This window comes from Streptomyces adustus (assembly GCF_009377175.1).
Classification (GTDB): domain Bacteria; phylum Actinomycetota; class Actinomycetes; order Streptomycetales; family Streptomycetaceae; genus Streptomyces; species Streptomyces adustus.
Genome location: NZ_VJZD01000016.1, coordinates 44,565 through 70,827, shown reverse-complemented (window position 1 = coordinate 70,827; position 26,263 = coordinate 44,565). Strand labels below are relative to the sequence as shown.

At 70.6% G+C, this 26,263-nt stretch carries 27 protein-coding genes and 1 pseudogene; 17 read left to right on the top strand and 11 right to left on the bottom strand.

Annotated elements, in window-relative coordinates; genetic code table 11:
- Window positions 1-260 precede the first annotated feature (260 nt).
- The 5 genes and pseudogenes from FNH09_RS06475 to FNH09_RS06455 all read left to right on the top strand — a co-directional run bounded on the left by FNH09_RS06475 (window position 261) and on the right by FNH09_RS06455 (window position 4,048).
- On the top strand, window positions 261-1,052 hold the full coding sequence (locus tag FNH09_RS06475) for a hypothetical protein (protein WP_152885777.1): 792 nt from the start codon (window positions 261-263) through the stop codon (window positions 1,050-1,052).
- Window positions 1,045-1,431, top strand: coding sequence for a GntR family transcriptional regulator (locus tag FNH09_RS06470; protein WP_152885776.1), 387 nt, complete (start codon window positions 1,045-1,047; stop codon window positions 1,429-1,431). Before FNH09_RS06475 ends, FNH09_RS06470 begins: the two co-directional genes overlap by 8 nt.
- 9 nt (window positions 1,432-1,440) lie before the next feature.
- Window positions 1,441-1,530 (top strand): annotated as a pseudogene (locus tag FNH09_RS48220) (SAM-dependent methyltransferase); the annotation flags it as partial.
- Between the two features lie 178 nt (window positions 1,531-1,708).
- Window positions 1,709-2,404 carry a type 1 glutamine amidotransferase domain-containing protein gene (locus tag FNH09_RS06460; RefSeq protein ID WP_152885775.1) on the top strand — a complete coding sequence of 232 codons (696 nt, stop codon included), beginning with the start codon at window positions 1,709-1,711 and terminating at the stop codon, window positions 2,402-2,404.
- Window positions 2,405-2,551: 147 nt separating this feature from the next.
- Complete coding sequence (locus tag FNH09_RS06455) at window positions 2,552-4,048, top strand: FGGY-family carbohydrate kinase (protein ID WP_152885774.1); 1,497 nt, start codon at window positions 2,552-2,554, stop codon at window positions 4,046-4,048.
- 33 nt (window positions 4,049-4,081) lie between these two features.
- Here the strand turns inward: FNH09_RS06455 and FNH09_RS06450 are convergent, their stop codons facing one another.
- A complete protein-coding gene (locus FNH09_RS06450; RefSeq protein WP_152885773.1) occupies window positions 4,082-4,282 on the bottom strand; it encodes a hypothetical protein in 201 nt (66 codons plus the stop codon).
- A gap of 166 nt (window positions 4,283-4,448) precedes the next feature.
- Window positions 4,449-5,015 (bottom strand): TetR/AcrR family transcriptional regulator, encoded by a 567-nt coding sequence (locus FNH09_RS06445; protein ID WP_152885772.1) that lies wholly within the window; start codon window positions 5,013-5,015, stop codon window positions 4,449-4,451.
- Window positions 5,016-5,116: 101 nt separating this feature from the next.
- Here FNH09_RS06445 and FNH09_RS06440 point away from each other — a divergent pair, with 101 nt between their 5' ends.
- Genes FNH09_RS06440 through FNH09_RS06420 form a run of 5 tightly spaced genes read left to right on the top strand, consistent with a single transcriptional unit; the run spans window position 5,117 to window position 10,400 of the window.
- Window positions 5,117-6,820 carry a CocE/NonD family hydrolase gene (locus FNH09_RS06440; protein WP_152885771.1) on the top strand — a complete coding sequence of 568 codons (1,704 nt, stop codon included), beginning with the start codon at window positions 5,117-5,119 and terminating at the stop codon, window positions 6,818-6,820.
- Window positions 6,817-7,767, top strand: coding sequence for an ABC transporter permease (locus tag FNH09_RS06435; RefSeq protein WP_152885770.1), 951 nt, complete (start codon window positions 6,817-6,819; stop codon window positions 7,765-7,767). The genes FNH09_RS06440 and FNH09_RS06435 overlap by 4 nt, the downstream gene beginning before the upstream one ends.
- Complete coding sequence (locus FNH09_RS06430; RefSeq protein ID WP_152885769.1) at window positions 7,764-8,624, top strand: ABC transporter permease; 861 nt, start codon at window positions 7,764-7,766, stop codon at window positions 8,622-8,624. Before FNH09_RS06435 ends, FNH09_RS06430 begins: the two co-directional genes overlap by 4 nt.
- Entirely contained in the window at window positions 8,621-9,619 is a 999-nt protein-coding gene (locus FNH09_RS06425; protein WP_152885768.1) for an ABC transporter ATP-binding protein, read from the top strand. The genes FNH09_RS06430 and FNH09_RS06425 overlap by 4 nt, the downstream gene beginning before the upstream one ends.
- Complete coding sequence (locus FNH09_RS06420) at window positions 9,612-10,400, top strand: ABC transporter ATP-binding protein (protein WP_152885767.1); 789 nt, start codon at window positions 9,612-9,614, stop codon at window positions 10,398-10,400. The genes FNH09_RS06425 and FNH09_RS06420 overlap by 8 nt, the downstream gene beginning before the upstream one ends.
- An 84-nt stretch (window positions 10,401-10,484) precedes the next feature.
- Here the strand turns inward: FNH09_RS06420 and FNH09_RS06415 are convergent, their stop codons facing one another.
- Entirely contained in the window at window positions 10,485-12,131 is a 1,647-nt protein-coding gene (locus FNH09_RS06415; RefSeq protein ID WP_152885766.1) for an ABC transporter substrate-binding protein, read from the bottom strand.
- Window positions 12,132-12,339: 208 nt separating this feature from the next.
- Here FNH09_RS06415 and FNH09_RS06410 point away from each other — a divergent pair, with 208 nt between their 5' ends.
- Window positions 12,340-12,801, top strand: coding sequence for a DUF3237 domain-containing protein (locus FNH09_RS06410; RefSeq protein WP_152885765.1), 462 nt, complete (start codon window positions 12,340-12,342; stop codon window positions 12,799-12,801).
- Window positions 12,802-12,863: 62 nt separating this feature from the next.
- Here the strand turns inward: FNH09_RS06410 and FNH09_RS06405 are convergent, their stop codons facing one another.
- A complete protein-coding gene (locus FNH09_RS06405; protein ID WP_338017489.1) occupies window positions 12,864-13,277 on the bottom strand; it encodes a MarR family winged helix-turn-helix transcriptional regulator in 414 nt (137 codons plus the stop codon).
- A 262-nt stretch (window positions 13,278-13,539) separates the two neighbouring features.
- On the opposite strand from FNH09_RS06405, the gene FNH09_RS06400 reads away from it, so the two are divergent.
- The 4 genes from FNH09_RS06400 to FNH09_RS06385 all read left to right on the top strand — a co-directional run bounded on the left by FNH09_RS06400 (window position 13,540) and on the right by FNH09_RS06385 (window position 17,602).
- A complete protein-coding gene (locus tag FNH09_RS06400) occupies window positions 13,540-14,451 on the top strand; it encodes an SDR family oxidoreductase (RefSeq protein ID WP_152885764.1) in 912 nt (303 codons plus the stop codon).
- 88 nt (window positions 14,452-14,539) lie between these two features.
- On the top strand, window positions 14,540-15,412 hold the full coding sequence (locus FNH09_RS06395; protein ID WP_152885763.1) for an amidohydrolase family protein: 873 nt from the start codon (window positions 14,540-14,542) through the stop codon (window positions 15,410-15,412).
- Between the two features lie 11 nt (window positions 15,413-15,423).
- Window positions 15,424-16,971, top strand: a complete 1,548-nt coding sequence (locus FNH09_RS06390; protein ID WP_162468187.1) for a long-chain-fatty-acid--CoA ligase — start codon at window positions 15,424-15,426, stop codon at window positions 16,969-16,971.
- A 172-nt stretch (window positions 16,972-17,143) separates the two neighbouring features.
- The gene (locus FNH09_RS06385) at window positions 17,144-17,602 is read left to right on the top strand and encodes a MaoC family dehydratase (protein WP_152885761.1); all 459 of its coding nucleotides are present in this window, start codon (window positions 17,144-17,146) and stop codon (window positions 17,600-17,602) included.
- A gap of 200 nt (window positions 17,603-17,802) precedes the next feature.
- Here FNH09_RS06385 and FNH09_RS06380 read toward each other — a convergent pair whose 3' ends face one another.
- Window positions 17,803-19,260 (bottom strand): amidase, encoded by a 1,458-nt coding sequence (locus FNH09_RS06380; RefSeq protein ID WP_152885760.1) that lies wholly within the window; start codon window positions 19,258-19,260, stop codon window positions 17,803-17,805.
- Between the two features lie 225 nt (window positions 19,261-19,485).
- On the opposite strand from FNH09_RS06380, the gene FNH09_RS06375 reads away from it, so the two are divergent.
- On the top strand, window positions 19,486-20,019 hold the full coding sequence (locus FNH09_RS06375; protein ID WP_152885759.1) for a 2'-5' RNA ligase family protein: 534 nt from the start codon (window positions 19,486-19,488) through the stop codon (window positions 20,017-20,019).
- 115 nt (window positions 20,020-20,134) lie between these two features.
- Here FNH09_RS06375 and FNH09_RS06370 read toward each other — a convergent pair whose 3' ends face one another.
- Window positions 20,135-20,779, bottom strand: coding sequence for a GAP family protein (locus FNH09_RS06370; RefSeq protein WP_152885758.1), 645 nt, complete (start codon window positions 20,777-20,779; stop codon window positions 20,135-20,137).
- Window positions 20,780-21,108: 329 nt separating this feature from the next.
- Between FNH09_RS06370 and FNH09_RS06365 the strand changes: the two genes are divergently transcribed.
- On the top strand, window positions 21,109-21,615 hold the full coding sequence (locus FNH09_RS06365; RefSeq protein ID WP_152885757.1) for a hypothetical protein: 507 nt from the start codon (window positions 21,109-21,111) through the stop codon (window positions 21,613-21,615).
- A gap of 22 nt (window positions 21,616-21,637) precedes the next feature.
- Here FNH09_RS06365 and FNH09_RS06360 read toward each other — a convergent pair whose 3' ends face one another.
- From FNH09_RS06360 to FNH09_RS06340, 5 genes are all read right to left on the bottom strand, one after another.
- Window positions 21,638-22,363, bottom strand: coding sequence for a class I SAM-dependent methyltransferase (locus tag FNH09_RS06360; RefSeq protein WP_152885756.1), 726 nt, complete (start codon window positions 22,361-22,363; stop codon window positions 21,638-21,640).
- A 119-nt stretch (window positions 22,364-22,482) separates the two neighbouring features.
- Entirely contained in the window at window positions 22,483-22,707 is a 225-nt protein-coding gene (gene infA, locus FNH09_RS06355) for a translation initiation factor IF-1 (RefSeq protein ID WP_152885755.1), read from the bottom strand.
- Window positions 22,704-23,495: a GNAT family N-acetyltransferase gene (locus FNH09_RS06350; RefSeq protein ID WP_152885754.1), complete on the bottom strand. Its 792-nt coding sequence runs from the start codon at window positions 23,493-23,495 to the stop codon at window positions 22,704-22,706. The genes infA and FNH09_RS06350 overlap by 4 nt, the downstream gene beginning before the upstream one ends.
- A gap of 210 nt (window positions 23,496-23,705) precedes the next feature.
- Window positions 23,706-24,992 carry a M48 family metallopeptidase gene (locus FNH09_RS06345; protein WP_152885753.1) on the bottom strand — a complete coding sequence of 429 codons (1,287 nt, stop codon included), beginning with the start codon at window positions 24,990-24,992 and terminating at the stop codon, window positions 23,706-23,708.
- Between the two features lie 140 nt (window positions 24,993-25,132).
- Complete coding sequence (locus tag FNH09_RS06340; RefSeq protein ID WP_152885752.1) at window positions 25,133-26,095, bottom strand: WGR domain-containing protein; 963 nt, start codon at window positions 26,093-26,095, stop codon at window positions 25,133-25,135.
- Between the last annotated feature and the right edge of the window lie 168 nt (window positions 26,096-26,263).

The window sequence follows — 26,263 nt, the reverse complement described above, 5'->3', positions numbered from 1 at the left end:
GCCCGCACTCGTACCCCGCCGCCCCACGACACCGGCCCGGCTCCGGGAACGCGCCGACCGTCAAGTGCCGTGAAGACGAGGCGTCGAGCTCTGTGCCTCTGGCGAAAGCGAGGCGAACCGGCCTTTTTGTAAACGGAGTTGCTGGAAAAGCTGCTGCGCCGAGTGGTGAAACGTCATCTTGTACCGGCTGTTTGACACAAGATCCCGCCTGCGGCATCTTGTACTCGCCGCTTGGTACAAGATGATCTGAGGGGATCTCCATGCTCGACACCGCCCCGCTCCAGCGCCGCTTCCTCGATCACGCCGACCACTACGCCCGCTGGTCCGGCCTGGCCATCGGCATCGTCGTCGCACAGGCGCTGTCCACCCTGACGCACATCGAGTTCGAGCAGCGCGTCGTGTTCTGCATCACGGCCTTCGGCCTGTGCGCGGTGGCGGGCGTCCTGCTCGCCGACGCGCTGACCCTGGTCCCCCAGGACGCGGTGCGCACCGCGAGTCTCGCCCCACGCCTGGTCAGAGACCATGTGCCACCGCGCATGGGCCCCCTGATCGCACTTCAGGGGGTCTCGCTCACCGTACTGCTGGCGATCGCGGCCGCCACGGCCTCCGTCGACCCCGACCACATTCTCAGCACGGGGAAGGTCGTCACCGTCACCTGCAACGGGATGCGGGCACCCCTGGGGCCCTGGCCCGGCCTGTACTACAGCCTTCCGATGTTCGGCGCGCTCGCCATCGCCACTCCCACCTGCGTGTGGGCCCTGCGCCGCATCGCCCATGGACCGGGCGGGGAGCAGCAGCGTCGCGACCGCGCGTGGGCGGTGACCGGAGCCTGGGGCCTCCTGGTGTCGAGCCAGCAGCTGTACGCCGTACTGATGGTCTCCGTCGCGCTGACGGACACGGGCTGCGCCGGTGCGATGGGCGCGCTCACCTTCTGGGTGTTCTACCCCCTGGCCCTGCTGAACCTGTTCACCGTTGTCTGGTCCCTGGTCACCCTGGTGGTCCCCCGGGCCGTCAACGACGATGCGGCGGGGGAGTCTCCCGAGAATGAATGAGCCCGCCATCCGCGTCGACACCACCAGCCAGGTACCGCCGTACGCGCAGATCCGCGCCCAGCTCGGCGCGCTGATCGTCACCGGGCGGCTGGCCGAGGGCGACCGACTGCCGACCGTGCGCCAGTTGGCCATGGACCTCGGCCTCGCACCGGGCACCGTGGCTCGCGCCTACCGCGAGCTGGAGGCCGCCGAGCTGATCCGCACCCGTCGCGGTGCAGGTTCCCGGGTCGCGGCACCCCCACCCGGACCGACCCACTCCTACGCCACTCAACTGGCCACTCTCGCCCGCGACTTCACCTCCTCGGCCCGTGCCCTGGGCGCCGACACCGAGGCCATCCTGGCCGCGGTCCGCGACGCCCTGGACCCGGAGAGTCCCTAGCCCTGGACGGCCGACGAATGCTTCAGGGATCCACGGCTCGCCGCGATCCACGATCCGCTCGACCCCGATCGCGGCGAACTCGCCGCTCTCGTCGGGATCACCCTGCGGCATGCGCCCGGCCCGTGTCGCGCATAGGCTGGAAAGACCGGCTGCCTCCGGTGCGAGCGCTCGATCGCTGCGCCCCGGACGCGTTGCACGCGGCTCGGGTCCTGGTCGCACAGGGCAATGCAGTCGAGGTCCCCGACAGGCCGAGCGGGGGGCGAGGAGGCGGAGGACGATGGCGAGGGTGCTCTTCATCGTGAGTGGTGCGACGTACTGGGTGCTCAAGGACGGCACCCGGCACGCGACCGGTTACTGGGCCGAGGAATTCGCGATGCCCTACAAGGCGATCACGGAAGCCGGTCACGAGGTCGTGGTCGCGACACCGGGCGGTGTGGTTCCGAACGTCGACATGATGAGTCTGCGTCCCGCGATGGCCGGCGGGGAGGAGGGGGCCCTGGAACTGGAGGCGATCATCCGCTCCGCGGAGGTGATGCGCCGACCGCTCAAGCTGTCGGACATCCGTCTGGAGGACTACGACGCGGTCTACCTGCCCGGCGGTCATGGCCCGATGTCCGACCTGGCGTACGACGCCGACGCCGGTCGGCTGCTGACGGCCCAGCTCGCGTCGGGCAGACCGTTGGCCATCGTGTGCCACGCCCCTGCCGCGCTCCTGGCCACCAGGATCCACGGCAAGTCGCCCTTCAAGGGCTATCGCGTCACGGGCTTCACCAACGACGAAGAGGAGGCCGTGGGGCTGGCGCCCAAGGCACCGTGGTTGCTGGAGGACGAGCTGAAGGACGGGATAGGCGTCGAATACAGCCGCGGTCCCATGTGGGAGCCGTACATGGTGGAGGACCGCAACCTCATCACCGGGCAGAACCCCCACTCCGCGGCGATCCTGGCCGATCGCCTGCTCGAACTTCTCAAGTAGGAACGGTCCGGCACAGCCCGCTGGTTCACCCCGCGCGACACATACCTCAACGGTTTCGTCCCGTGCTTCGAGCGCCCGTCGGTCGACGCCCGCATCCTGTTCTCACAGGATCGCCCCCGGCTTCGACGACGGAACGGACGCATCGCCATGAGTGAACTCGTGCTGGGCATCGACATCGGCACCGCCGGCACCAAGGGCGTACTCACCACCCTGGACGGGGCGGTGGTGGCGACAGCCGTGCGCCCTCACTCCATGTCGTTGCCGAGACCCTCCTGGGCGGAAGTGGACGCCACCGCAGTCTGGTGGGACGGCTTCACCGCGGTGGCCCGTGAACTGACGGGCCGGCTCGGCGCGCACACCCTCGCCGGACTGGGCGTCAGCGGCGTCGGCCCCTGTCTGCTGCTCTGCGACAGCGCCGGGGAACCCGTGCGACCGGCCATCCTGTACGGCATCGACGGCCGGGCCGAGCGGGAGATCCACGACCTCACCGAGCGGCTGGGCGCCGACGCCGTATTCGATCGCTGCGGCAAGGCGCTCAGCACGCAGGCCGTCGGCCCGAAGATGCTGTGGATGCAGCGGAACGAGCCACGGGAGTGGGCGCGCGCGACGAGGTGGTACAACTCCCACTCGTATCTGGCCGCCAAGCTCACCGGGGCCTACGTACTCGACCACCACACGGCCAGCCAGTGCGACCCGCTGTACGACATCCACGCCGGATCCTGGGCGCGGGACTGGCTCCAAGACATCGCGGGCCACCTGGAGATGCCCCGGCTCGTCCACCCCCACGAGGTCGTGGGAACCGTGACCCCCGAGGCGTCGGAGGCCACCGGGATCCCGGTCGGCACACCCGTCTGCGCCGGCACCGTCGACGCCTGGGCCGAGGCCCATTCCGCCGGCGTACGGCACCCGGGCGACCTCATGCTCATGTACGGCTCCACCCTGTTCTTCGTCCAGATCCTCGACACTTACCGGGCGCACCCCAAACTGTGGACCACGGCCGGAGTGGAACCGGGCCGACGCACCATCGCCGCAGGCATGTCCACCTCGGGGTCCCTGACCCAGTGGCTCCAGGAGGTCACCGGAGGAGAGCCCTTCGACACCCTGGTCGCCGAGGCCGAAGCCGTGCCGCCCGGTTCGGACGGCCTGCTGATGCTCCCGTACTTCGCCGGCGAGCGGACCCCGGTCTTCGATCCGCAGGCCAGAGGCGTGGTGGCAGGCCTCACCCTGCGGCACACACGCGGCCACCTCTTCCGCGCCGCCTACGAGGGCATCGCGTTCGGCGTCCGTCAGATCCTCGACTTCCTGGAGGACCCCGACGACCCGGTCCGGCGCATCGTCGCGGTCGGCGGCGGTACGAAGGGTGGACTGTGGACGCAGATCGTCAGCGACGTCACCGGCCGGGAACAACAGGTACCGACGCAGACCATCGGAGCCTGCTACGGCGACGCCCTGCTCTGTGCGGTCGGGCTCGGACTCGTACCGCCGGACACGGACTGGGCGGTCACCGAGACGACCGTGCGGCCCCGGGCGCACACCCGTGGGACGTACGACCGCCTGTACGCGTCGTATTCCGCGCTCTACCCCGCCACGCGGGACATCGTGCACGATCTCGCCGACGTGCAGCGGGAGCGGGCCGGTCGGTGAACCGTCCTCACGGGTGAGTGCCGCGGCCTGCCGTCAGCTTCCGATGTCCTCTCGACGTACCGGACCGGGGGCCTCTTCATGGCTCGGTCCGGCGGCCTGCGTGCCTGGCTCGTCCTCCGTGTCCTCGCCCTCCGCCTGGGAGGGAGTCGTCCGGGGGATGTCGGGACGGTCGGCGTCCGCCTCGTCGTCGCGTTCACCCTCTGCCTGGGACGGGGTGGGGAACTGATCGCTCATGATCGGCCTCACTGACCTGTGTCGGGTCGGTGTCGTGATGTCGGCCCAGAGATTTTCGCCCTACGCTCCCACTGTAGTCCGCCGACTCTTCCGGTGACCGGTGACCGGTGACCGGTGACCGGTGCTCCGGGCGCGCGTCACGTGCGCGGACGGCACGCGCCCGGCCTCAGTCGTCGACGAGCGCGTCCACCACGGCCTTGGCGACACGGGCCGCCCGCTCGGCCGTCCAGTACCCGGGCTCCTCCATGGAGGAGACGTAGTAGCCGCGGGTCAGCAGCGACAGGATGTCGGCGGCGAGGGCCGCGTCGGGCACGCCCGCGGCGAGGGCGGCGTCGAGGAACTCCCGGCGCGACTCGCGAGGCTCCTGCCGGTCGACCCCGGCCGGGTCGACGTGCGCCGCGGAGAGCATCTCGACCCACATCGTGCGCAGGAGGAGGTCCTCGGGCTCCGTGCTGAGGTGCCACTCCACGGTGGCGCGCAGCCGGTCCGCACCTGTCCGGTCGCCCACGCGGGACTCCAGGTCGGCCCGCCACCGGGACTCCGCCGCCCGGACGGCGTTGGTGATCAGCGCCGTCCTGGTGGGCACGTAGTTGGTGACCATGGCCGTGGAGCCGCCGAGTTCCTTGGCGACGGCGCGGATGGTGATGGCGTGCGCCCCGTCGCGGGCGGCGACCGCGAGGGTCGCCTGGGCGATTGCCTTGCGGCGCTGGACTTCGTCGACGTCGATCGGCATGGAAGAAACCTAGCTCAGAGGCGGGTTGACGTAGAACACCATGTAATGTAACGCTGTTATATCACAACGTTTCTTAAAGATTCGCTTCCCTGGAGGGCCGTATGAGCCTTGCCGTCCAGCGCGTCACCCCGCAGCCCGTCCCACCGCACGCGCGCCAGCACATGGTGCGAATGCGCGACGGAGTGCTGCTGGCCACCGACGTGTACGCCGCGGACACGGGGGAGCCGGCGCCGACCGTGCTGGCCCGGCTGCCGTACGACAAGAACAGCCGCTACGTGTTCTTCGACCGGATCGCCAAGAGGTTCACGGCACGCGGATACGCCGTGGTGGTCCAGGACGTCCGTGGCAAGTTCCGCTCCCAGGGCAGGACGCTCGGCTGGACCGGAGAGGTCGACGACGGCTACGACACCCTTGAATGGATCACCCGCCAGCCGTGGTCCGACGGGGTCGTGGGCATGTTCGGCGACTCGTACTACGGTTTCACCCAGTGGTCCGCGGTCTCCAGCCAGCACCCCGCCCTGCGCGCCATCGTCCCCCGCGTGACATGCACGTCGAACGCCCCCGGTATCGCCACCTACGACTCCGGCTCCGGGCCACAGCCCCCGTGGCTGGAGGGCACCACGTACCAGGCGCAGGTGTGGACGGACAACGACATCCACGAGTTCGACGTCGACCTCACCGGACGACCCGTCATCGCCGCCTACCAGGAGGCCTTCGACGCGATCGGCAAGCGCTCGGCGGGCTTCGACCTCATCGTCGGCGGCATCCCCCTCGCCCCGTACAACGGGCCGCACCCCTACGACGCCCGTCCCGTGCCGGTGCTGCACTGCGTGGGCTGGTTCGACAATCTCGGCATCGCCCACATGCGCGACTACACGGAGCTGGCCGGGCGTTCCGGGTGGGCGGCCGTGCAGTACCTCGTCGCCGACACGATCGACCACGAGAACTACTTCCTGGAGGACGCCCCGGCGACCTCGGCCGCCGATCGCCCCGCCACCGACCACCTGGCCGACGACACCGCGCTCGAACGCATGCTGGACTCCTGCACCGGCCCCGCGATCGAGTTCTTCGACGTCTTCCTCAAGGGCGTCGCCCACCCCGACTCGCTGCCCCGGGTCCGCTGGAAGCTCGGTCACGAGAGCTGGCACACCGCGGCCACCTGGCCGCCGCCCGAAGCCACGGCGGCCGAACTGTATCTGGCGGACCCGGCCGCCGCGGCCGCGACGGTCCCCGGCGGAACGCTCGCACCCCGCCCGGCCGTCCCGACGGAAACGGCCGAGTGGCGCTACGACCCGGACGATCTCGTGCCGTCCGCCGCGGCCGACACCTTCCTGCAACTACGCGACCACGTCGACGAACGCCGCACCCTCGACCGCGACGACGTGCTCGTGTTCACGGCTCCCGCCGCCGAGCATCCGCTCGACCTCGCGGGGCCCGTGCAGGCGGTGCTGCACGTGGAGAGCACGGCGCCCACCTTCGACGTCTTCGTACGGCTCCTCGACCTGGCACCCGACGGCACCGCGCGCCTGATCGTCCGGGGCTGCGCCCAGGCCGACGCGCCCGGAGAGCTGCGGATCGCGCTCGGACACACCGGCTACCGGGTGCGTCCCGGCCATCGCCTCGCGCTGATGATCGCCGGCAGCGACTTCCCCAACCACCTGCCCAACTCCGGCTCGCTGGAGAGCCCGTGGCTGACGACCTCACCCAAGGCGAGCCGGCAGACACTGTGGACCGGCGCCGCCCGACCCTCCCGGCTGAGCCTGACCGTCCTGCCCGGGAACGCCGAGGGCGGTGGCGCGCGATGAGCCCGCGCTTCGTCGTCGCACGGCTCGGGATGCTCGTCGTGACGCTGCTCGTCTCCAGCCTCGCCATCCACGGCGCCATGTTCCTCACCCCGGGGGACCCCGCCACCCTGCTCGTCGGAGGCAGCCGCAACCCCGATCCCGCCGTCCTGGCGCAGATCCACCGCGAATACCACCTGGACGACCCCTTCATCCAGGGCTACTGGCACTGGCTCGGCAACTGCCTCCAGGGCGACTTCGGCAAGTCCCTCGTCTACCGCGACTCGGTCGCCGCCCTCATCGGCGACCGCGCCGGCACCACCCTCGCCCTCGTCGTCTACGCCTCCCTCCTCGTCCTCGCCGCGGGCACCGTCATCGGAACCGTCGCCGCGCTGCGCGGCGGCCGCACGGAGACCCTCGCCACGACCGTCACCGCCGGGGCGATGGCGGTGCCCACCTTCGTCATGGCGGTCCTGCTCATCTGGCTCTTCGCCGTCCGGCTCGCGTGGTTCCCCGTCTACGGCTCCGGCGAGGGGTTCACCGGCACCCTGACGCATCTCACCCTGCCCGCCGTCGCGTTGGCGATGACCTGGATCGGATACGTCGCCCAGGTGACCCGGACCGCCGTCCGCGCGGAGCTGCGCTCCGAGCACGTGGAGACCGCCCGCAGCAGGGGCGTACCCGAACGCACGGTGATCCGCCGCCACGTGCTGCACAACGCCTCGGGACCCGTCTTCGCCGTCTCCGGCGTCGGCATCGCCGGCATCATCGCCACCGCCGCCGTCATCGAACAGGCCTTCGGTACCGGAGGGCTCGGCGCCCTCATGATCGAGGCCGCCGCCAAGCAGGACATGGCCGTCGTCCAGGCGGTGTCGCTCGTCTTCGTGGTCGTGTTCGTCGTCATCAACACCGCCGTCGACCTGATCAGCGCCGCGCTCGACCCCCGCGCCGCGCGGAAGGGGGCCCGATGACCACCGCCCCGCTCACCCGCACCACCACCGGCCGCACGAAGCGCACCCGTCCGCGCGACCGCCTGACCCTCGGCGCGGGATGTGTCGTCGCCCTGTTCGTCCTGCTGGCCGTGTTCGGGCCGCTGCTCGCCCCGCACGACCCGAACGCCGTCGACCCCGTGAACGTCTACGCCGGGCCCTCCGCCACCCACCTGCTCGGCACCGACGACACCGGACGCGACCTCCTCTCCCGGCTCATCGCCGGAACCCGCGCCAGCCTCGCCGCCCCCGCCGTGGTCGTCGTCGTGTCCACCGTGCTCGGCACCCTGCTCGCACTCACGGCCGCCTGGTCCGGGGGATGGCTGGACCGGCTGGTCTCGGGCGCCCTGGACATCGTCTTCGGGTTCCCCGGCCTCATCATGGCCGTCCTCGTCGCCGCGGTCTTCGGCGCCGGCCTCACCGCGCCGGTCGTCGCCCTGTCGATCGCCTACCTCCCCCTGATCACCCGCGTCGTACGAGCCGCCGCGATCAAGGAACGCAATCTGCCCTACGTCTCGGCGCTCCAGCTCCTCGGCGCGCCCACCGCCCGCATCTGGCTGCGGCACCTGCTGCCCAACCTGCTGCCCCTCGTCCTCGTCCAGGCCACCATCGGATTCGGCTACGCCCTCCTCGACGTCGCCGCGATCTCCTTCCTCGGCCTCGGCGATCAACCCCCGGACCCGGAATGGGGGTTGATGGTGTCCAACGGAGCTCCGTCCATCCTTTCCGGCCTGCCCCAGCAGTCGCTGTACGCGGGCATCGCCATCCTGATCGTCGTCGTCGCCTTCAACCTGCTGGGCACGGGACTGTCCCGACGACTGCTCGGAGAGAACGCATGAGCACACCACCCCTGCTCCGGATCGACGCGCTCGGCATCGACCTGCCCGTCGACGGAGAACCACGCACCGTCGTCCACCGCGTCGACCTCGGCATCCCCGAGGGAGCGGCCGTCGCCCTGGTGGGGGAGTCGGGCTCCGGCAAGTCCCTGACGGCCCGCTCCGTCCTCGGCCTGCTGCCCCGAGGCGCCCACGTCCACGGAGAGGTGCTGTTCGCCGGGGAGTCCGTACCGCGGATGAGGCCCGAGCGGCTGCGCACCTTCCGGGCGAGCGAGGTCGCCATGGTGTTCCAGGACCCTCGGGCCCACATCAACCCCGCGCGCGGCATCGGCGACTTCCTGATCGAAGGACTGACCACCGCACGCGGTGTCCCGGCCGCCGAGGCGTCCAGGAAGGTCACCGCGATCCTGCGCGAGGTCGGCATCCCCGACGCCGACCGGCGTATGCGCCAACGACCCCACGAACTCTCGGGCGGCCTGCTCCAACGCGTCATGATCGCCGCCGCGCTCGCCGCCGAACCACGCCTGCTCCTCGCCGACGAACCGACCACGGCCCTCGACGTGACCACCCAGGAGGAGGTCATGGCCATCATCGGCGAGGCCCGCCGAGCGCGCGGACTCGCCATGCTGTTCATCACCCACGACCTGGAACTCGCGGCAGCCGTGTGCGACCGGGTCCCGGTGATGTACGCGGGCACGACCGTGGAGGAACTGCCCGCCGACCGTCTGCGCGGGCGCGCCTCCCACCCCTACACCCGCGCCCTGCTCGCCTCCCGCCCCTCGGTCTCCGACGCCGGCGCGGAACTGCGCTCGATCCCCGGCAGACCGCTGTCCGGCTTCGAGGTACCCGACGGCTGCGCCTTCAGCGACCGCTGTCCCCACGTCCGGGACCTGTGCCGCAACGAGCGCCCGGAACCGGGGGGTTTTGTCGAGGACGGCACCGCGGCCTGCCACTTCCCGCACCCCCTCACCTCCGAGGAGACCGGCAGTCATGCTTGAGGTACGCAACCTCCGCAAGGAGTTCGGTGACTTCGTGGCCGTGGACGAGGTGACGTTCTCGCTCCCCGCACAAGGGTCCCTGGCGATTGTCGGTGAATCCGGGTCTGGCAAGACGACCACCGCCCGCATGATCGCCGGACTTGAGACACCGAGCGGCGGACACATCGCCGTCGCGGGCGCCGAGCCCGCACCCGGCAGGCCGCGGTCACGTGCGCGCCGCGCCCGCGGCCGCCAGATCCAGATGGTCTTCCAGGACCCCTACTCCTCCCTCGACCGCCATCAGCGCGTCGGCGACGCCGTCGCCGAGGCGGTCGCGCTGCACCAGGACCTGCCCGCCGTCCGGCGCCGCGCCCGGGTCGCCGAACTGCTCGACCTGGTCGGCCTGGACGACCGGCAGGCACGTTCGCTGCCGAAGGCGCTCTCCGGCGGCCAGCGCCAACGCGTCGCCATCGCCCGCGCGCTGGCCGCCGAACCACGGGTACTGATCCTGGACGAGGCCATCGCCGCACTGGACGTGTCCATCCAGGCACAGATCCTGGCCCTGCTGGCCCGCCTGCGCACGGAGACCGGGACGGCGCTGCTGTTCATCACCCACGACCTCGGCGCCGTCCGGTACGTCAGCGAGGAGGTCCTGGTGATGCAGGCGGGCCGCGTCGTCGAACACGGCCCCGTCGCGACCGTCCTCGACGATCCCCAGGCCCCCTACACCCGGCGCCTCATCGACTCCATCCCCAAGCCCGGCTGGAAGCCACGCAGGAGGGGTGACAAGGGTGCCGACTGACACCCTGCCGCGCCGCTCACGACCACAAGACGTCTGCCCCAGGGAGGCCCTGGGGCAGACGTCTTCCGTCTCAAGAACGGCTGGTCACTTCCCTGTGCCGCCCAGGTGGGCGGCCCACGGCATGCCCATGTACGCGAAGGAGGCCGGCGCGCCGCTGATGCGCTTGTTCATGTACATCCGCTCGTACGTGGTGGCCAGGAACACCGCCGGGGTGGTGGGCGTGAACAGCGCCTGGGCCTTGCCGTACGCCGTGGCCGACGCCGTCGGGTCGGAGGCGGTGCGGGCCTGGTCGAGCAGCTTGGTCACCTCGGGGTTGTCGTAGTTCGTCCAGTTGAAGATGCCGCGCGGGGTCACGCTCTCGGCCACGTAGGACGCAGGGTCGGGCATGGTGACGTAGCCGAAGGTGAGGACGAGGTCGAGCCCCGTGCGGACCGAGGGGTCGTAGAAGAGCGAGGACATCTCGGTGGGCTGGAGCTGCTTGATCGTGATGGCCACGCCGATCTTCTTGGCCGCGGCCTGGATGAACGTGAGGGCCTGGAGCGAACGTTGGTCACCGGCAGGGATGGCCGCCACCAGCGGACGCGAAGGGGCTCCGGCCCGGGCGACCAGCTTCTTCGCCTTCGCCACGTCCGGCTGCGGGACGTCGGGCAGGGCGGCGTAGGCGGCGTCGTACTGGGCGGCGGCCTGGTCGCCGTGCCAGGTGAGCGGCGGGACGAGGGACTTGAGGGTGGTGCCGGCACCGCCGAACACGTTCTTGACCAGGGCCTCGCGGTCGATGACCAGGGACAGCGCGTCCAGCAACGTGCGGTCGGCAGCGGGCGATTCGGCGTTGCCGGGTATGAGCAGGACGTTCTGGGTGGAGGGGCCGAGGTGCACGGCGCCGTTGCCGGACTTGGCGAGCGCGGTGGCGCTGCTGGGCGGCAGTTCGTAGGTGCCGTCCACCTCACCGGACAACAGGGCACTGGTGAGCGAGTTGTTGTTGGTGATGAACTCGAACTCGACCTGCTTCGCCTTGGGCTTGAGAGCGGTGTCCCAGTACGCGTCGTTGCGCTCCAGGGTGATGCCGGTGCCGGACTTCCACGAGGCGGGCTTGAACGGCCCCGTGCACATCAGGCCGCCCTTGGCCGTTCCGTAGGCCGAGCCGGCCTTCTGGGTGTACGTCTTCTGGCTGACCGCGCCGAACGACGTGGACAGCGCCTTGGGAAGCGTCTGGTCGTAGCCCTTGGTCCGCAGGGTCACCTGGTGGGGGCCGGTGGCCTTGATCGAGGTCACGGCGGTCAGGTAGTTCCCGTACAGGGCCTGGGTCCTGGGGTCGCGCTGGCGCTCCAGGCTGTAGACCACGTCTTCGGGCGTCAGGGCCGAGCCGTCCCAGAACGTGACGCCGGAGCGGAGGTCGAGCACCAGGGTGTTGGAGTCGCTCCAGGTGACCTTCTCGGCGAGTCCGGGGCTCAGGGAGAAGTCGGCGTTCATGCGCGTCAGGGTGTCGCAGAGGTTGGCCTCGACCGTCTGCGGTGAGTAGTCGCCCACCTTCGCCGGGTCCAGGGTCGTCGGCTCACCGTAGGGCAGGGCCCAGGTCACGTGGTCGACCTCGGAGGCGCCGGGGGTCGTGGTGGTGGTCAGCCGCTCCTTGGCGGAGGTGTTGTCGCTTCCGTTCGCCGAGCTGGTGCAGGCCGTGGCGGCCAGCAGTCCCACGCTCGTGAGCACAGTCAGCACCGTCTTCTTCGCAGCCATAGCTGATGCTCCTTGCCGAGAGGGGTGAGGAGAAGCGGGGGACGCTCGACATGGGGGGCGGAGTGAGGCACGCCGACGAGACGTCGTAAACGAATGTCATATAACACTGTTGCATGTCACGCTTGCATCTGGTGAGCTGACGCGTCAAGTGGGTGGAGCGGCTCGTCCGGGTACGCCGCCCCCCCTTTCGCAGAAGCGGAGAACCCTCATGTCCTTCACTCCCGCCCTCGGCTTCGCCTTCGAGATCCGCGCCGAGGTGGCCGACACGCTGCACATCGGCAACGGCGACGGCGAGGTCACCGAGTTCACCCCCATCACCGGGGGCAGCGTGGAAGGTCCCCGGCTGCGCGGAACGGTCCTGCCCGGCGGTGGCGACTGGAGCAGCACACGCGGGGAGGTGTGCGAGCTGGAGGCCCGCTATCTGCTCCGGGCGCAGGACGGTGCCGTGATCGACATCGTCAACCGCGGCTACTACCGCCCGAAGGCGGAGGCCCCCGACCAGTTCGACGGTGATCTGCAAGTCTCCGAGGCCGGCCACTACTACCGCACCTCGCCGGTCTTCCGTACGGACGCCCCGGCCCACCGCTGGCTCGCGGAGACGGTCTTCGTCGGACTCGCCCGCCCGGACGGCGAGGGCGCCGTCGTCATCCGCGTGTACGCGCTCGGGTGAAGGCCGGGCCGTGGCCCGCGTGGACGATCACGCGGGCCACGGCCCGGAAACCGCGGTCCTGGTCAGGACAGGGACCGCCACGCCCCGACCAGGGCCTGCCTCAGTACGTCGATCTCCCGCGAGCTCAGCCCGTCGACCATGCGCTCCTCCAGGCGGCGGGCCGGTTCGGCGTACTCGGCGAGCAGCAGGCGTCCCGGCTCGGCCAGCGCGATGAGGCGCTCGCGGCGGTTGGCGGGATTGGGCTCGCGGCGGATCAGGCCCCGGCTCTCCAGGGTGCGGACCATGTCGGCCATCGACTGCGCGGTCACGAAGGAGTCGCGGGCGAGCTGCGCGGCCGAGATGCCGTCGTGCCGCTCCAGCACCGTCAGGGCGGTGTACTGCAACGCCGTGATCCCTGCGGGCTTGACCAGCTCCTCCAGCCGGGCGCGCACCGCCAGCTCCGTCCTCTTCAGCAGATAGAGCAGTGAGGTGCTCACGTTCGTCCTCCCGTTGCGGCGGTTCTTGTGCGGGGTGGACCCACCCGTTCCCCGTACCGGGTGCCGCCGGGTGGCGGCGGCACGCTCTCACCCTAAGGCATTGACAGGAATCCTGATGATTGCCGAGACTGCGTTCATCAGGATTCCTGTCAATGCCGCTCTCCCGCCGACGCCTTCGGCGCGGGCTGTCGTCGACCCCTTCGGCATCCCTGCCACCTGCCACCTGCCACTTCCCATCCACCACCTACGAGAGGCACTTCTGATGGATCTCCAGGGCAAAGTCGCCGTCGTCACCGGCAGCGGACGCGGTCTCGGACTGGCCTACGCCCGGGCCCTCGCCGCGGCGGGCGCCGCCGTCGTCGTCAACGACGTCGACCAGGCGGTCGTCGACTCCGCCGTCGCCGCCATCCGCTCCGCGGGCGGCAAGGCGGCCGGGGTCGTCGCGGCCGTGGGCGACGGCGAGGCCGCCCGGCGACTGGTGGACGCGGCGGTCGAGGAGTTCGGCCGCCTGGACGTGCTGGTCACCAACGCCGGCATCCTGCGCGACCGCGTGCTGTGGAAGATGACCGACGACGACTTCGACGCCGTGGTCCGCGTCCACCTGCGCGGCACCTTCACCTGCGCCCGCGCCGCCGCCGTCCGGATGCGGGAGCAGGGCACCGGCGGCCGGCTGATCCTGATCTCCTCGCCCGCCGGGCAGCGCGGCAACTTCGGCCAGACCAACTACGCCGCCGCCAAGGCCGGCATCGTCGCCATGGCCCGCACCTGGGCCATGGAGCTGGGCCGCGCCGGAATCACCGTCAACGCCGTCGTCCCGGTCGCGGCCACCGAGATGACCAGGACCATCCCGGCCTTCGCGCCGGTCATCGAGGAGTCCGAGCGCACCGGCCGGCCGCTGCCGGACCGGCTGCGCAAGGACGAGGGCCTCGGCACCGTCGAGGACGTCGCCGGACTGATCACCTTCCTGGCCTCGGACGCCGCCAAGGACGTCACCGGGCAGGCCATCGGCATCGGCGGCGACCGCCTGGCGCTGTGGGCGCACCCCAAGGAGAAGGCGGTCGCCTTCGCGGACGGCGGCTGGAGCGCCGACACGATCGCCGCCGAGTGGCCCGGCGGCGTCGGATCCGAGCCCGAGACCTATGGCATCCCCGCGCCCAGGACCCCGGAGGCATGAGATGGGCGACCTCGCACCGGATCTCGCACCGGATCTCGCGCCGGATCTTGCGCATGGTGGCGCATCGGATCTCGTACACGATCGCGCCATGGACCTCGACCGACTGACCGCCATCGACGTACACACGCACGCCGAGGTCTCCAAGGACGGCCACGGGGCCCTGAGCCCCGAACTCTTCGGCGCCTCCGCGGACTACTTCAAGGCCCATGGCCACCGGCAGCCGACCATCGACGAGATGGCCGCCCACTACCGCGAACGCCGCATGGCCGCCGTGGTGTTCACCGTCGACGCCGAACACGCCACCGGCCACCCCCGGATCTCCAACCAGGAGATCGCCGAGAGCTGCGCCGTCCACGCCGACGTCCTCATCCCCTTCGCCAGCGTCGACCCGCACAAGGGCCGCGCGGGCGTACGGGAAGCACGACGGCTGGTCGAGGAGTACGGAGTGCGCGGGTTCAAGTTCCACCCGAGCATCCAGGCGTTCGCACCGAACGACCCGCTCGCCTACCCCCTGTACGAGGCCATCGAGGAACTCGGCGTACCCGCCCTGTTCCACACCGGCCAGACCGGCATCGGCGCCGGCGTCCCGGGCGGCGGCGGCATCCGTCTGAAGTACTCCAACCCCATGCTCGTCGACGACGTCGCCGTGGACTTCCCCGAGTTGCGCATCATCCTCGCCCACCCGTCCTTCCCGTGGCAGGACGAGGCGCTGGCGGTCGCGACCCACAAGCCCCACGTCCACATCGACCTGTCCGGCTGGTCGCCGAAGTACTTCCCGCCCCAACTCGTGCGCTACGCCAACAGCCTGCTCCAGGACAAGGTCCTCTTCGGCTCCGACTACCCCGTCATCACCCCAGACCGATGGCTCGCCGACTTCGAGAAGCTCGACATCAAGCCCGAGGTCCGGCCGAAGATCCTCAAGGAGAACGCCGCCCGTCTGCTCGGCCTGCTCACGGATTGAAGGAGCCGTTCGTGTTGAACCAAGGCATCGGTTCCTGGCCGGCGCGCCGGGCCCGCAAGACACCCGAGCGGGTCGCCGTCGTCCACGAGGACCGCACCTGGACCTACCGGGAACTCCACGAGCGAGTCCTGCGCCTCGCCGACGCCCTGCGCGGCCTCGGCGTCGGACGCGGCGACCGCGTCGCGTACCTGGGCCCCAATCACCCGGCCTTCCTGGAGACACTGTTCGCCGCCGGCGCCCTGGGCACGGTCTTCGTCCCGCTCAACACCCGGCTGGCGGCCCGGGAACTCGCCCACAACCTGTCCGACTCGGGCAGCACCGTCCTCGTCCACGCCCCCGAACAGGCCGACGCGGCCCGCACCGCGGCGGCGGAGGCGGGGGTACGCCACCGGATCGCACTCGCGGGCCCCGACGGCGGCGGGGCACTCGGCTACGAGCAACTCCTGGCCGGAGCCCGCACCGGCCACCTGGACGAGCCCGTGGCGCCGGAGGACCCCTGCATCATCATGTACACCTCCGGCACGACCGGCCGCCCCAAGGGGGCGGTCCTCTCCCACGGCAACATCACCTGGAACAGCGTCAACGTCCTCGTCGACACCGACCTGGCCGGCGACGAGGTGACGCTCGTCGCGGCACCCCTGTTCCACACCGCCGGTCTCAACATGACCTGTCTGCCCACCCTGCTCAAGGGCGGCCGGGTGGTGCTGCTCGGCGCCTTCGACCCGGAGCGCGTCCTCGAACTCGTCGAGAGCCTGCGGGTGACGTACCTGTTCGGCGTCCCCACGATGTACGACGCCATCGCCGCCCGGCCGCGCTGGGCGACCACGGACCTGTCCAGCCTGCGCACTCTCAACTGCGGCGGCGCCCCCGTCCCCGCACGCACCATCGCCACCTACCTCGCCCGCGGCCTGGCCTTCAGCCAGGGCTACGGCATGACCGAGGCATCCCCCGGAGTCCTCTACCTGGACAAGGAGCAGACCTCCGCCAAGGCGGGCTCCGCCGGCGTGCCGCACTTCTTCACCGACACCCGGGTGGTCCTGGCCGACGGCCGTGACGCCGGTCCGGGGGAGCGCGGCGAGATCCTCGTCCAGGGTCCCAACGTCATGACCGGCTACTGGGGCCGATCCGAGGACACCCAAGCCGCCTTCACCGACGGCGACTGGCTGCGCACCGGCGACATCGTCAGCACCGACGCGGACGGCTACGCCTACATCGTCGACCGGGTGAAGGACATGTTCGTCTCGGGCGGCGAGAACGTGTACCCGGCCGAGGTCGAGGACGTGATCCTCACCCACCCCGCCGTCGAGGAGTGCGCGGTCATCGGGGTGCCGGATCGGGTGTGGGGCGAGGTCGGTCGGGCGGTCGTCGTGCTCAGGCCGGGCTCCGGTGTCGACGAGCACGACATCCTCGGCCACCTGGCGGGCCGGCTCGCCAAGTACAAGGTCCCCAAGTCGGTGGTGATCACGGACACCCTGCCGCGCACGGCCTCCGGGAAGATCATCAAGCCTGCCGTCCGTGAACGCCATGGGCGGGAACCCGCGGACCCCTCCCCCTCGTAGCGGACTCCGCCGCACCTCGACGCACCCGGCGACACCCGTTGCGAACCGCACCCCGTGGCGGTCCGTACCCGCGTCACCGCGTCACCGCGTCACCGCGTCAACGTGTCCCCGAATCAACGTGTCACCACGTCACCACGTCACCAGGTCACTTGCGTCATCGAAGGGATTCACCATGTCCACCACCGCCATCGGCATCGACGGACTGAAGGCACTCAGCGGCTCCGATCTCGGCCGCACGGAGTGGCGCGAGATCACCCAGGAACGGGTGAACACCTTCGCCGACGCCACCGACGACCACCAGTGGATCCACACGGACCCCGAGAAGGCCAAGGACGGCCCGTTCGGCGGTCCGATCGCCCACGGCTACCTCACGCTCTCCCTCATCATCCCGCTCTTCGGGGAGCTGCTCGCCATCACCGGCATCTCCATGAGCGTCAACTACGGCCTGGACAAGGTGCGTTTCCCCGCTCCCGTGCCGGTCGGCGCGAGGATCCGACTGCACGGCGCCGTCGGCAGCGTGGAGGAGGTGAAGGGCAACGGCGTACAAATGCCGCTGACCTTCACCGTCGAGGTCGAGGGCAGCGACAAGCCGGCGTGCGTGGCCCGGGCCGTCTACCGCCACTACGCCTGACCTGGGACCGCCCGAGGCAGGGACCGCCCGCGGGGCGGGGGGCGACCCCCATCCCGCGGGCGGCTGCGGTCATGACGCGACACGACAGGAGGGCCCTGCGTCTCGGGTACGGATCGCAGCGTCCGTACCCGAGCCGGAGGGCCCTCGTTCGTGCTTCTTGTTCTTGCTGCTCCTCGTGCTCTTCGCGTCCGTGTGCCGGGTCAGAGCACCGGGATCAGCCGGGGAGTGCGGTCCTCGACGGCCTGGGCGGCGTCGAGGACCATCTCCTCCTCGAACCGTCCCCCGATCAGCTGCACGCTCATCGGCAGGCCGTCGACGAGGGCGCTGGGCACCGTGGCCGCCGGGAAGCCGAGGATCGGGACGGCCGCCATCGGCCACATCGCGGTGACGAGCTGCGCGGCCCGCTCGGGGCTTGCGATGTCGGCGTCCTGCTCGAACGGAGGCTCCGCGGACACCGGGGTGAGCAGCAGCCGGTCCCGGCCGAGCAGTTGCTGGAGCTCGGCGACCAGCGCCCCGCGCCGGGACCAGCCGTGGATGTACTCCGCCAGGGTGGGGGAGTCGCCCCACTGCCCGGCCGCCGCGGCGAAGGAGTACGTGAGTGAGGTACGGATGTCCGCGTCGCCGATCACCTCCACGGTCGGCATGGTGGACCGGAAGTCCTCGTAGATGAGCAGGGACCACAGCCGCGCGGCTTCGGCGAGCAGGGGGAGCCCGTCCAGTTCCTCGACCTGGTGGCCGGCGTCGGTCAGCTTCTCGACGGCCTCGTCGACGGCCTTCTCGACGGCTCGGTGGTTCGCGACCGTGCCGATGTTCCGTACGACGCTGACGCGGGGGAGGGCGTCCGGCGCGGGGCGGTCCGGGAGGGCGGGGACACCGACCGGATCCCGCAGGTCGGGGGTGGTCATCACACGCAGGGCCAGCCGGGCGTCGGCCACCGTGCGGGCGAGCGGACCCTCGACGGCGCAGTTCAGCACGGTCGGCGGCATGACGAGCTGCTGACGGCCGCCCGGGGTGTCGACGTACACCGGCTCCGCCCAGTTGGACACCCGGCCGACGGTCGGGCGGATGCCCACCACACCGCAGCAGGCGGCCGGGTACCGGATCGAACCGCCGATGTCGTTGCCCTGGGCTATCGGCGTCATACCGGCGGCCAGACTCGCGGACGCGCCGCCGCTGGAGCCACCGGGGGTGCGGTCGGCCGCCCAGGGGTTGAGCGTGCGGCCGTGCAGGTCGTTGGTGCTGAACCAACGGTAGGAGAAGGCCGGGGCGTTGCTGCGGCCGACCAGCACGGCGCCGGCGTCGCGCAGCGCCGTCACGCAGGCGGCGTCGTGCGCGGCGGGGGTTCCGGCGAGGGCGACGACGCCGTGGCTGGTGGCATACCCCCGCTGATCCGTGTTGATCTTCGTGGAGACGGGGATGCCGTGCAGCGGGCCGAGCTCGGCACCCGAGGCGGTGCGCCGGTCGGCGGCACGGGCCTGGTCGAGCGCATCCTCGGGGCGGAGGTCGGCGAGCGCGTTGACTCGGGGGTTGACGGCGTCGATGCGGTCCAGACAGGACTGCACGATGTCGGCCGAGGAGAGCGTGCGGTTGCGGATCGCGGCCGCGAGTTCGACGGCCGAGAGCTGCCACGGTTCGGTGGCGGGGGAGTCGTGTTCCATGATCGCCTCTACGACGGCGCGCCCGGGGCGGCGCGGATGTCCATCCTGTTATGTGACGTCGTTATAAGACGACGTTTGATTTAGCCATCGTGGTACCCGGTGCCGGAGGTGTCAAGGATCCGTCCTCCTCGGTGGCGGACGGGTCTGGGGGCGGGGGTCGGTGAGGGCGTGGGCCGTCGCGACCCGGTGCCGGAAACCGCGGTCCGTCGCAGGTAGGCTGCGCCGATGCGCACGGTCGAGGTCTTGTTGGACGAGGCGACGGACTTCGCGGTCCGGGAGGCCTGGCGACGGCTCGCGGATGCGGGGTTGCCCAGTCAGGCGCGCCTCCGCTCGCCGACCAACAGCCCGCACCTCACCCTGGCCGCCTGCCCCGAGCTGACTGCCCCGATCCGCTGGGAGCTCGCCGAGGTGGCCGCCGCTCTGCCGCTGCCGGTGCGGTTCACCGGCGTGATCCGCTTCGAGCGGCCGACCTCGGTGCTGGCCTGGGCCCTCCAACTCGACGCCGCCCTGGACGACTTGCACCGTCGGGCGTGGGACGCGGTGGCCTCGGACAGTCCGTCCGAGACCCTCAACCCCCTCCACGACCCCGAGCACTGGAGCCCGCACGTCACCCTCGGCCGTTCCCGACGGTCCGGCGCCTTCGCCGACCGACGCATCCCCGAACTGCTTCCGACGCCGCCGCTGTCGGTACGGCTCACCACCCTGCGCAGCTACGACACCGAGACCGGCACCCTGGAAGTCCTGAAGCCCCGCCCCTGACAGGCCCGCGCCCGACTGGCTGGCGCACTCCGATTTCACCGTGTGGAAGTTGTCTGGAACGTGACAAGGGCGGCGCGGTCAGGCGGAGCCCCTGCTCACGGCGCGCGACGGGGCGTCAGTCGGCGAGTGCGTAGATGCTGCTGCCGGTGAGCCAGAGTCCGGCCAGGATCGACAGGGTGATGATCAGCTGCTCCTGGTGTTGTTCCAGCCAGGTCCGCAGCGTGCGGAGTCGGGCTTGGGCTGCGTCGGGTGCCCAGACGGTGTAGAGCTCCATGACCAGGAGGCTGAGGGTGGCGAGGACGCAGTAGCCGGTGAGGGTGAGCCAGTCGGTGAGGGTGGACAGGTCGGCGTCGACGACGGTGGCGGCGCCGGCGGCGACCATGGCCCAGGACTGGAGGAGCCAGGCGAGTGCGGCTGCGGTGCCGAGGGAGGCGTTGTCGATGCGGGCCGTCCAGTGCGGCGGCCGGTAGGGGCGGGGGAGCTGCCGATATCGATGGCCGCCGAACAGGACCAGGCCGACGCCGATCGCGAGCTTGGCGGCGATCGCGGCGGTAGAGGGCGTGCTGTGGTGGACGAGCGGTTTCCCACCCGTCAGCAGCATCACGCAGGCGATCACGGCGACCAGGTCGGCCAGCCAGGACAGCAGGAAGACAAGGCCCTTGCGGACACCGCGGCGTGAGGCGAGGAGCAGGATGAAGGCGCTGTTGTGCAGGGGCCCGAGGGTGATGGCCGTTCCGATCACGACCAGGTCGACGGCCATCGGCACAGCTGCTCCCCAGGGTCAGGGCCACCCGGCGTCTCCCGGACGGGCGTCTTGCGCGGGCGTGCCAGGCGGGCCGGGGTGCCGGCGGTCGGGGCGCCGCACCCCGACTCTGCGGCCCCCGGCCCCACGGGTCAAGCAGGCCACGCCGACACCTCCGTACAGGTCAGGTGCCTGATCCGTGGGCCGGAAGGATGCCCGGACCCTCGAACCAGCCGTCCTCTCCCGATGTCCGGTGCCCGGCGCGCCGGACCCCAAGGAGCGCGATACGAACGCGGGCCGCTGTACGTGTGGTTGAGCCGATGCCCGTTCTCGTGGACCCTTGCGCCGTGGACGATGAAGGCGGATACACGCTCAGAGAACTTCAGGCGCTGGATCCCGCGGTGCGCGCGGACGTCGTCCGCGTGCTGGACTGCGTCGTACGGGACCTGCCCGCCCGCTGGCGGCGCCGCAAGGGGGTGCCCCGGCTCATGGTGTTCCTCGACGGCCCGGAGGACGTCCGGATGGAGGGGATCACCTTCCTGGAGTTGTCCGAGTACGGCTATCTCGATGAGTTCAGCCGCTGGTCCGGCCTCGTCCCGGTGGAGAAGGCCCGAGAACACGGCTGTGCGGCTCTGGTCCACGGCGACCGTATTCACGCGAGGATCAACCAGATCGGCCCCTTTGGATCGGGTTGGCACGTTCCCGACACCTCGGTCCATGTCCACATAGCGCACCGGGACCTGAAGCTGCTCCGGCATTTTTCGTTCAAGTTCGACGTCAAGGGTCGACTCTTCCCGCGGCTCGTGTTCCGTCAGCCGATCGCCGACACCCTCGCCCGCGCCCGGCGGAGCTGACCCCCGCACGGTTCACCGAAGGTCACGGACGTCGCGCCAGGAACACGAACTCCCTTCCCGGTCGGTCGGGCGCGTCGCGAATGCCCTCCACCACGTATCCGTGCGCGGTCAAGTCCTCCTCGACTTCGTCCCGCTCGCGAAAGCGCAGCGTCGAATCCGATGTCAGCACCTGTCCGTCCGCTGCGAACCGGTAGGTCCAGCGGAACGTCACCAAAGGCAGGCTCACCTCCAGCAGTCGAACCCAGCTCTCGACGGATCCGACGCCGGGAATCCTGGTCACGCGACGGGACTTCTCGCGGGTCCAGTCCTCCCAGGCGCGTCTGGCCGGATCACGCGTCTCGAAGATCAGACGCCCGCCGGGTCGCAGTGCTCGGTGTGCTCCTCGTAGGGTCATCCGCCACGTCTCAGGGTCGGCGATGCCCTGGGCGACGTTCGCTGTCATCGTCGCAAGGTCGACCCGCAGCGGTGGAAGGCCCGCCGCATCACCGCAGATCCAGCGCACTCGTCCACCTCTCGGTTTGTTCCGGGCGACGTCGATGGATGCCTGAGCGGGATCCACACCTACGACCTCGACGCCGCGGTCGGCCAGGAGGAGGGCGAACACTCCCGTGCCGCAACCGATGTCCAGTACCTGTCGCGCCTCGAAATCGTCTGCCATCCGCAGATACGCGTGGAGGTCGCTGCGGTCGGGGTCGAGCGGATCGTAGATCGCGGCCAGTCGTGGATGGGTGAAGCAGTCGTCAGCCATGCGTCCGAACGTATGCAGAGCTGAGCCGAACGGCTACCCGGCCGTCATCGGGGCCCCGGTCACGCAAACGCCGTGACCGGGGCCCCGGGATCAACTGCCCCGCACCCTGACGACCGTTGTTAGTTCCGGTAGCGGAACACGATCCGGCCGCGTGCCAGGTCGTACGGCGGGAGCTCCACCAGGACCCGGTCCTCCAGCATGATCTTGATGTAGTGCTTGCGGATCTTCCCGCTGATGTGCGCGAGCACCTGGTGGCCGTTGTCGAGCTCCACGGTGAACATGGCGCTGCGCAGGCATTCGACGACTCTGCCCTCGACCTCGATGACGTTCTTGTTCTTCGTCATCGCACCAGCTCCAGGTTGCTGCTGATCGGCTGGGCGCCGCTGTTCCCGAACAGTGCGGTGGCCGCTCGGTTGGACTCTTGGACCTCGGTCCAGGCCGCGGCGGCCCCGGAGCGGTGCAGCGATTCCAGCGCGTGGGCCAGCAGTGCCCGCGCGATGCCGCGGCGTTGGTCGCTCGCGCGGACCGCGAGCAGTCCGATGCGTGGCCGCTTCGCCGTCACCACCCGGATCAGCCCCAGGTAGCGGTCCGGCGCCGCGGCCACCGCGTACTTCGACGGGTCGACGATGGTGTCGCCTTCGGGAAAGGAGATCACCTCCGCGGGCATCGACTGCCAGCCGACGCTCGCCTCGACCTCGTCGCGGATCGCACGGTCCACCGCCCGGAGCAACGCCTCGTCCGCCTGACCGGCGGGCACGATCGTCACGTCCGCAGGCGGCCGGACTGCACCGAGCCCGGTGACCTGGGGGTCGGTCGGTACGGTGTACTCCCACTCGCGGCGGCGGACCGTGAATCCGGCTCGCCGCCAGCCGGACGTCAGCGCGGCGTCGGCTTCGTCGACCACCGTGTACAGCGGCGAAGGCAGTTGAGCCAGCATCGCCTCGGCGAGCCGGTCGAAGGTGGCGTCGTGCCAGGCGTCGATGCTGACGAACAGGCGTCCGTCAGGCCGGTGTTGCGCATGTGCGCGGCCGACGACCAGGTCGTCATCCAGTGCATGCCATTGCCGGTCCGCGACGCGCGTGATCATCACCGCGTTCTCGCCCGGACCGGATGTGAAGGGCTTTGTGTTCATCGGTGTCTCCTTCAGGAGTGCCTTGATCTCAGGCGCTCCTGGCGACACCGGACGTCAGCCGCCGGACCGTGACGGATCGAGGGAGCACCCACGGGTAACTGCGTTCACGGTGCTCACCTCCAAACGACGACTCAACGGCCCACCAAGAACCTAGCAGTGGGGCGCCGCCTGGCTCAAAACCTTTTTCCTGAGGAGCGGCCCGGGAGGGTCTCAGTCCGCGAAGCCGTCGCGCAGCAGGCAACGGGCCACCTCGGCGCGGGCCTTGGCGAGTTCCGCGGCGATCTGCTCGCTCCGGCGGGCCTGCGGCACCACCACGGCCGCCACCGTCTCCCCGCCGAGGAGGCCGGCCCGCCGCAGATGGGTCGGCGGGTGGGTGGTGTCGACCTGGTGCCCGCGCCGGGCTCCGGCGCGCCGCTGCCGTTCGTATTCGTGCTCCGGGATGGACGCCGCGAACGCGGTGAGCCGTCCCCACAGCTCGTCGGCCCGGGCCATGGCATCCCGGGTGGACCTCGGCCCGCCGAGGGCGGCACGGTTGGTCTCGCTGCGCAGCAGGACGCCGTACGACCCGGCGACGAGCAACCGGTCCATGAGACCCACCGCCGCCTGCGTGGACGCGGTACGGGCGGCCAGCCTGTCGGCGAGGTACTCGGCCCGGATCCCGGCCCGAGAGGTCAGCCGGACGTGCAGCACCAGCGTGCCCCAGACCAGCAGCCGTGGCACCACGTAGAGGACATTGACGGCCATCTCGATCGCTGTCGGGTGCTGATGGGGCCGCAGGGTGTTGTACCAAAGCGCCAGGCTGCGCGTCGCCGTACCCACCACCAGACCGTTGCGCGTGTCGCCGTTGGCGTAGTGGGCCAACTCGTGACCGAGCAGCGCGATCCGCTCCTCGGGCGTCAGGACCTCCCACAGCGGCATGCCCAGCACCAGCAGTCGCCGGCCGCGCACACCGTACGTCGTGACACTGGCGTTGATGCTTCCGTCCACGGCGATCGCGTGCACGCTGCGGGTGCCGACCGCCTGTGCCACCTCGTCCACCAGGGCGAAGAGTTCAGGTGCGTCGGTCCGGAACAGCACCGGCCAGTCGTCGGGCAGACGGCGAACCCTCGGGGCGAGCGCCCAGGCCATCAGCAACGGCACCGGCCCCGCCACCATGCCGATGCCACCCCAGCCCGCCACCACGCACCAGACACCGAGGACGGCGAGCGCGAGGGTGACACCGTGCACGATCAGGGCGAGCACGGTGGCCGACACCGCCGAGGCATCGCGCCGTGGGCGCGCTTCCTGCCCGCTCGACATCTCGGCGAGCAACTGCTCGCCGTGCCGTCGGGCCAGGACGCGCTCGGCTCGTTCCAGCCGTCCGGGATCCGGTCGAGGTCTTTCGGGGTCCACGTTCCAGTCGCAGGCGGCGCACCAGACGGTGAACCGGCTGTCGCCGCGGATCTCCGCGCCGCATTCCGGGCACGACTGTGTCGTCTCTGTGGCGATATCGGGCATCACGGTCTCCCTCCCCCGCGGCTCTCCCCAAGCCGCTGCTGATGCGTACGAGCCGATCTGATCACACGCCTGACCTGCGCTGAAAGCGCGATCGACTGCACGGGACGAACCGTGATCGCCTCGCAATCCGGGGTGCTGCCTCAGCCGACCAGAAGGGACAACACGTCGGCGAAGGACAGGGACGTGTCCGGGGCGAGGCGCATGGTCTCGCCGCGGAAGGACCGCACCTCCAGCCAGCTCTGCGATGACGCCTTCGGCAGCACGTCCATGAGCTTTTGGACGTCGGCCGCCCGGTGGACCTTGAACTTCGGCGATGGCCGGTAGTACGACGGCTGGACGTCGAAACGCATGTCGACGGCCGGATACGGCGAGCGCCCCCAGTCGCTGTAGGGCAGCGAGGCATGACCGTGGATGCGGGCGTCGACCAGCACCTCCGGGTCCTCGTCCCCGATCTCGCAGTCGAACACGGGGAAGGCCGTCGCCACCCGTGCCGCCGCTCCCGGGATTGCGGCGCAGGCCCGGCCCAGTGCCGGGGAGCAGAACAGCGCGTGATCGAAGGACCCCACCGGGCTCGGCAACGGCACCTTGTGATGGGACCGGCCGTCGAAAGCGAGGTCACGCCTGGAGCAGAGGAACTCCAGGAAACCTGCGACCGTCCCGTCCTGATGGCTGCCGGCTCGTACGGCGAAGCGGACCACGCTGCGTCCCTGCTCACGCAGTACGTAGTACTCGTAGAAGCCCATCGGGTGACCGGGCGAGTGCCCGCGGCGGTAGACCTCGTCGAAGCCGTCGACCGGCAGGTACGAGGCAGCCGGCGCGTAGGGGCCGACCGACCCGGCGATGACGTCCAGAACCGGTGTCCCGGCCTCGGCGTCCGCCGGATCGGAGGGCGGGTCCACCTCGGTGAAGCCCTTGCGGAGACGTTCGTTGATCTTGCGTGCCGCGTGGCCCCGCGCCCGTTCCTCGTCTTCGAGCGTCGTCGTGCTCGCCTTGCCCGGGGTGCGTCCGGAGCCCCACCTGAGGAAGCAGCGGATCCCTTCCTGGCGTATCTCCCAGTATTCGAACGTGGTCTCGTGCCGCTCGAACCGCCGCCAGCTGGTCATCCGGCCTCCCGTACCGCCTGCGGTGGGCCTGCGCCGGGACCGCACGCGGGTGACCCTATCGCTCGGCTGCGGGCCCGCCGTCATCGGTGGTCAGGACACCGGGAGGACAAGGCCGGGTGGTGCGCGACCTCGTTTGGTCCGCGGGGGAGTTGGCGGCATTCTGGCCGC

Coding starts and splice junctions, on each gene's coding strand:
- FNH09_RS06440 (WP_152885771.1), top strand. CDS start 5,117: ATGAGCCTTGCCGTCCAGCGCGTCACCCCGCAGCCCGTCCCACCGCAC.
- FNH09_RS06400 (WP_152885764.1), top strand. CDS start 13,540: ATGGATCTCCAGGGCAAAGTCGCCGTCGTCACCGGCAGCGGACGCGGT.
- FNH09_RS06370 (WP_152885758.1), bottom strand. CDS start 20,779: ATGGCCGTCGACCTGGTCGTGATCGGAACGGCCATCACCCTCGGGCCC.
- FNH09_RS06420 (WP_152885767.1), top strand. CDS start 9,612: ATGCTTGAGGTACGCAACCTCCGCAAGGAGTTCGGTGACTTCGTGGCC.
- FNH09_RS06380 (WP_152885760.1), bottom strand. CDS start 19,260: ATGGAACACGACTCCCCCGCCACCGAACCGTGGCAGCTCTCGGCCGTC.
- FNH09_RS06385 (WP_152885761.1), top strand. CDS start 17,144: ATGTCCACCACCGCCATCGGCATCGACGGACTGAAGGCACTCAGCGGC.
- FNH09_RS06410 (WP_152885765.1), top strand. CDS start 12,340: ATGTCCTTCACTCCCGCCCTCGGCTTCGCCTTCGAGATCCGCGCCGAG.
- FNH09_RS06445 (WP_152885772.1), bottom strand. CDS start 5,015: ATGCCGATCGACGTCGACGAAGTCCAGCGCCGCAAGGCAATCGCCCAG.
- FNH09_RS06430 (WP_152885769.1), top strand. CDS start 7,764: ATGACCACCGCCCCGCTCACCCGCACCACCACCGGCCGCACGAAGCGC.
- infA (WP_152885755.1), bottom strand. CDS start 22,707: ATGACGAAGAACAAGAACGTCATCGAGGTCGAGGGCAGAGTCGTCGAA.
- FNH09_RS06415 (WP_152885766.1), bottom strand. CDS start 12,131: ATGGCTGCGAAGAAGACGGTGCTGACTGTGCTCACGAGCGTGGGACTG.
- FNH09_RS06360 (WP_152885756.1), bottom strand. CDS start 22,363: ATGGCTGACGACTGCTTCACCCATCCACGACTGGCCGCGATCTACGAT.
- FNH09_RS06470 (WP_152885776.1), top strand. CDS start 1,045: ATGAATGAGCCCGCCATCCGCGTCGACACCACCAGCCAGGTACCGCCG.
- FNH09_RS06455 (WP_152885774.1), top strand. CDS start 2,552: ATGAGTGAACTCGTGCTGGGCATCGACATCGGCACCGCCGGCACCAAG.
- FNH09_RS06350 (WP_152885754.1), bottom strand. CDS start 23,495: ATGAACACAAAGCCCTTCACATCCGGTCCGGGCGAGAACGCGGTGATG.
- FNH09_RS06395 (WP_152885763.1), top strand. CDS start 14,540: ATGGACCTCGACCGACTGACCGCCATCGACGTACACACGCACGCCGAG.
- FNH09_RS06460 (WP_152885775.1), top strand. CDS start 1,709: ATGGCGAGGGTGCTCTTCATCGTGAGTGGTGCGACGTACTGGGTGCTC.
- FNH09_RS06450 (WP_152885773.1), bottom strand. CDS start 4,282: ATGAGCGATCAGTTCCCCACCCCGTCCCAGGCAGAGGGTGAACGCGAC.
- FNH09_RS06475 (WP_152885777.1), top strand. CDS start 261: ATGCTCGACACCGCCCCGCTCCAGCGCCGCTTCCTCGATCACGCCGAC.
- FNH09_RS06345 (WP_152885753.1), bottom strand. CDS start 24,992: ATGCCCGATATCGCCACAGAGACGACACAGTCGTGCCCGGAATGCGGC.
- FNH09_RS06340 (WP_152885752.1), bottom strand. CDS start 26,095: ATGACCAGCTGGCGGCGGTTCGAGCGGCACGAGACCACGTTCGAATAC.
- FNH09_RS06375 (WP_152885759.1), top strand. CDS start 19,486: ATGCGCACGGTCGAGGTCTTGTTGGACGAGGCGACGGACTTCGCGGTC.
- FNH09_RS06435 (WP_152885770.1), top strand. CDS start 6,817: ATGAGCCCGCGCTTCGTCGTCGCACGGCTCGGGATGCTCGTCGTGACG.
- FNH09_RS06425 (WP_152885768.1), top strand. CDS start 8,621: ATGAGCACACCACCCCTGCTCCGGATCGACGCGCTCGGCATCGACCTG.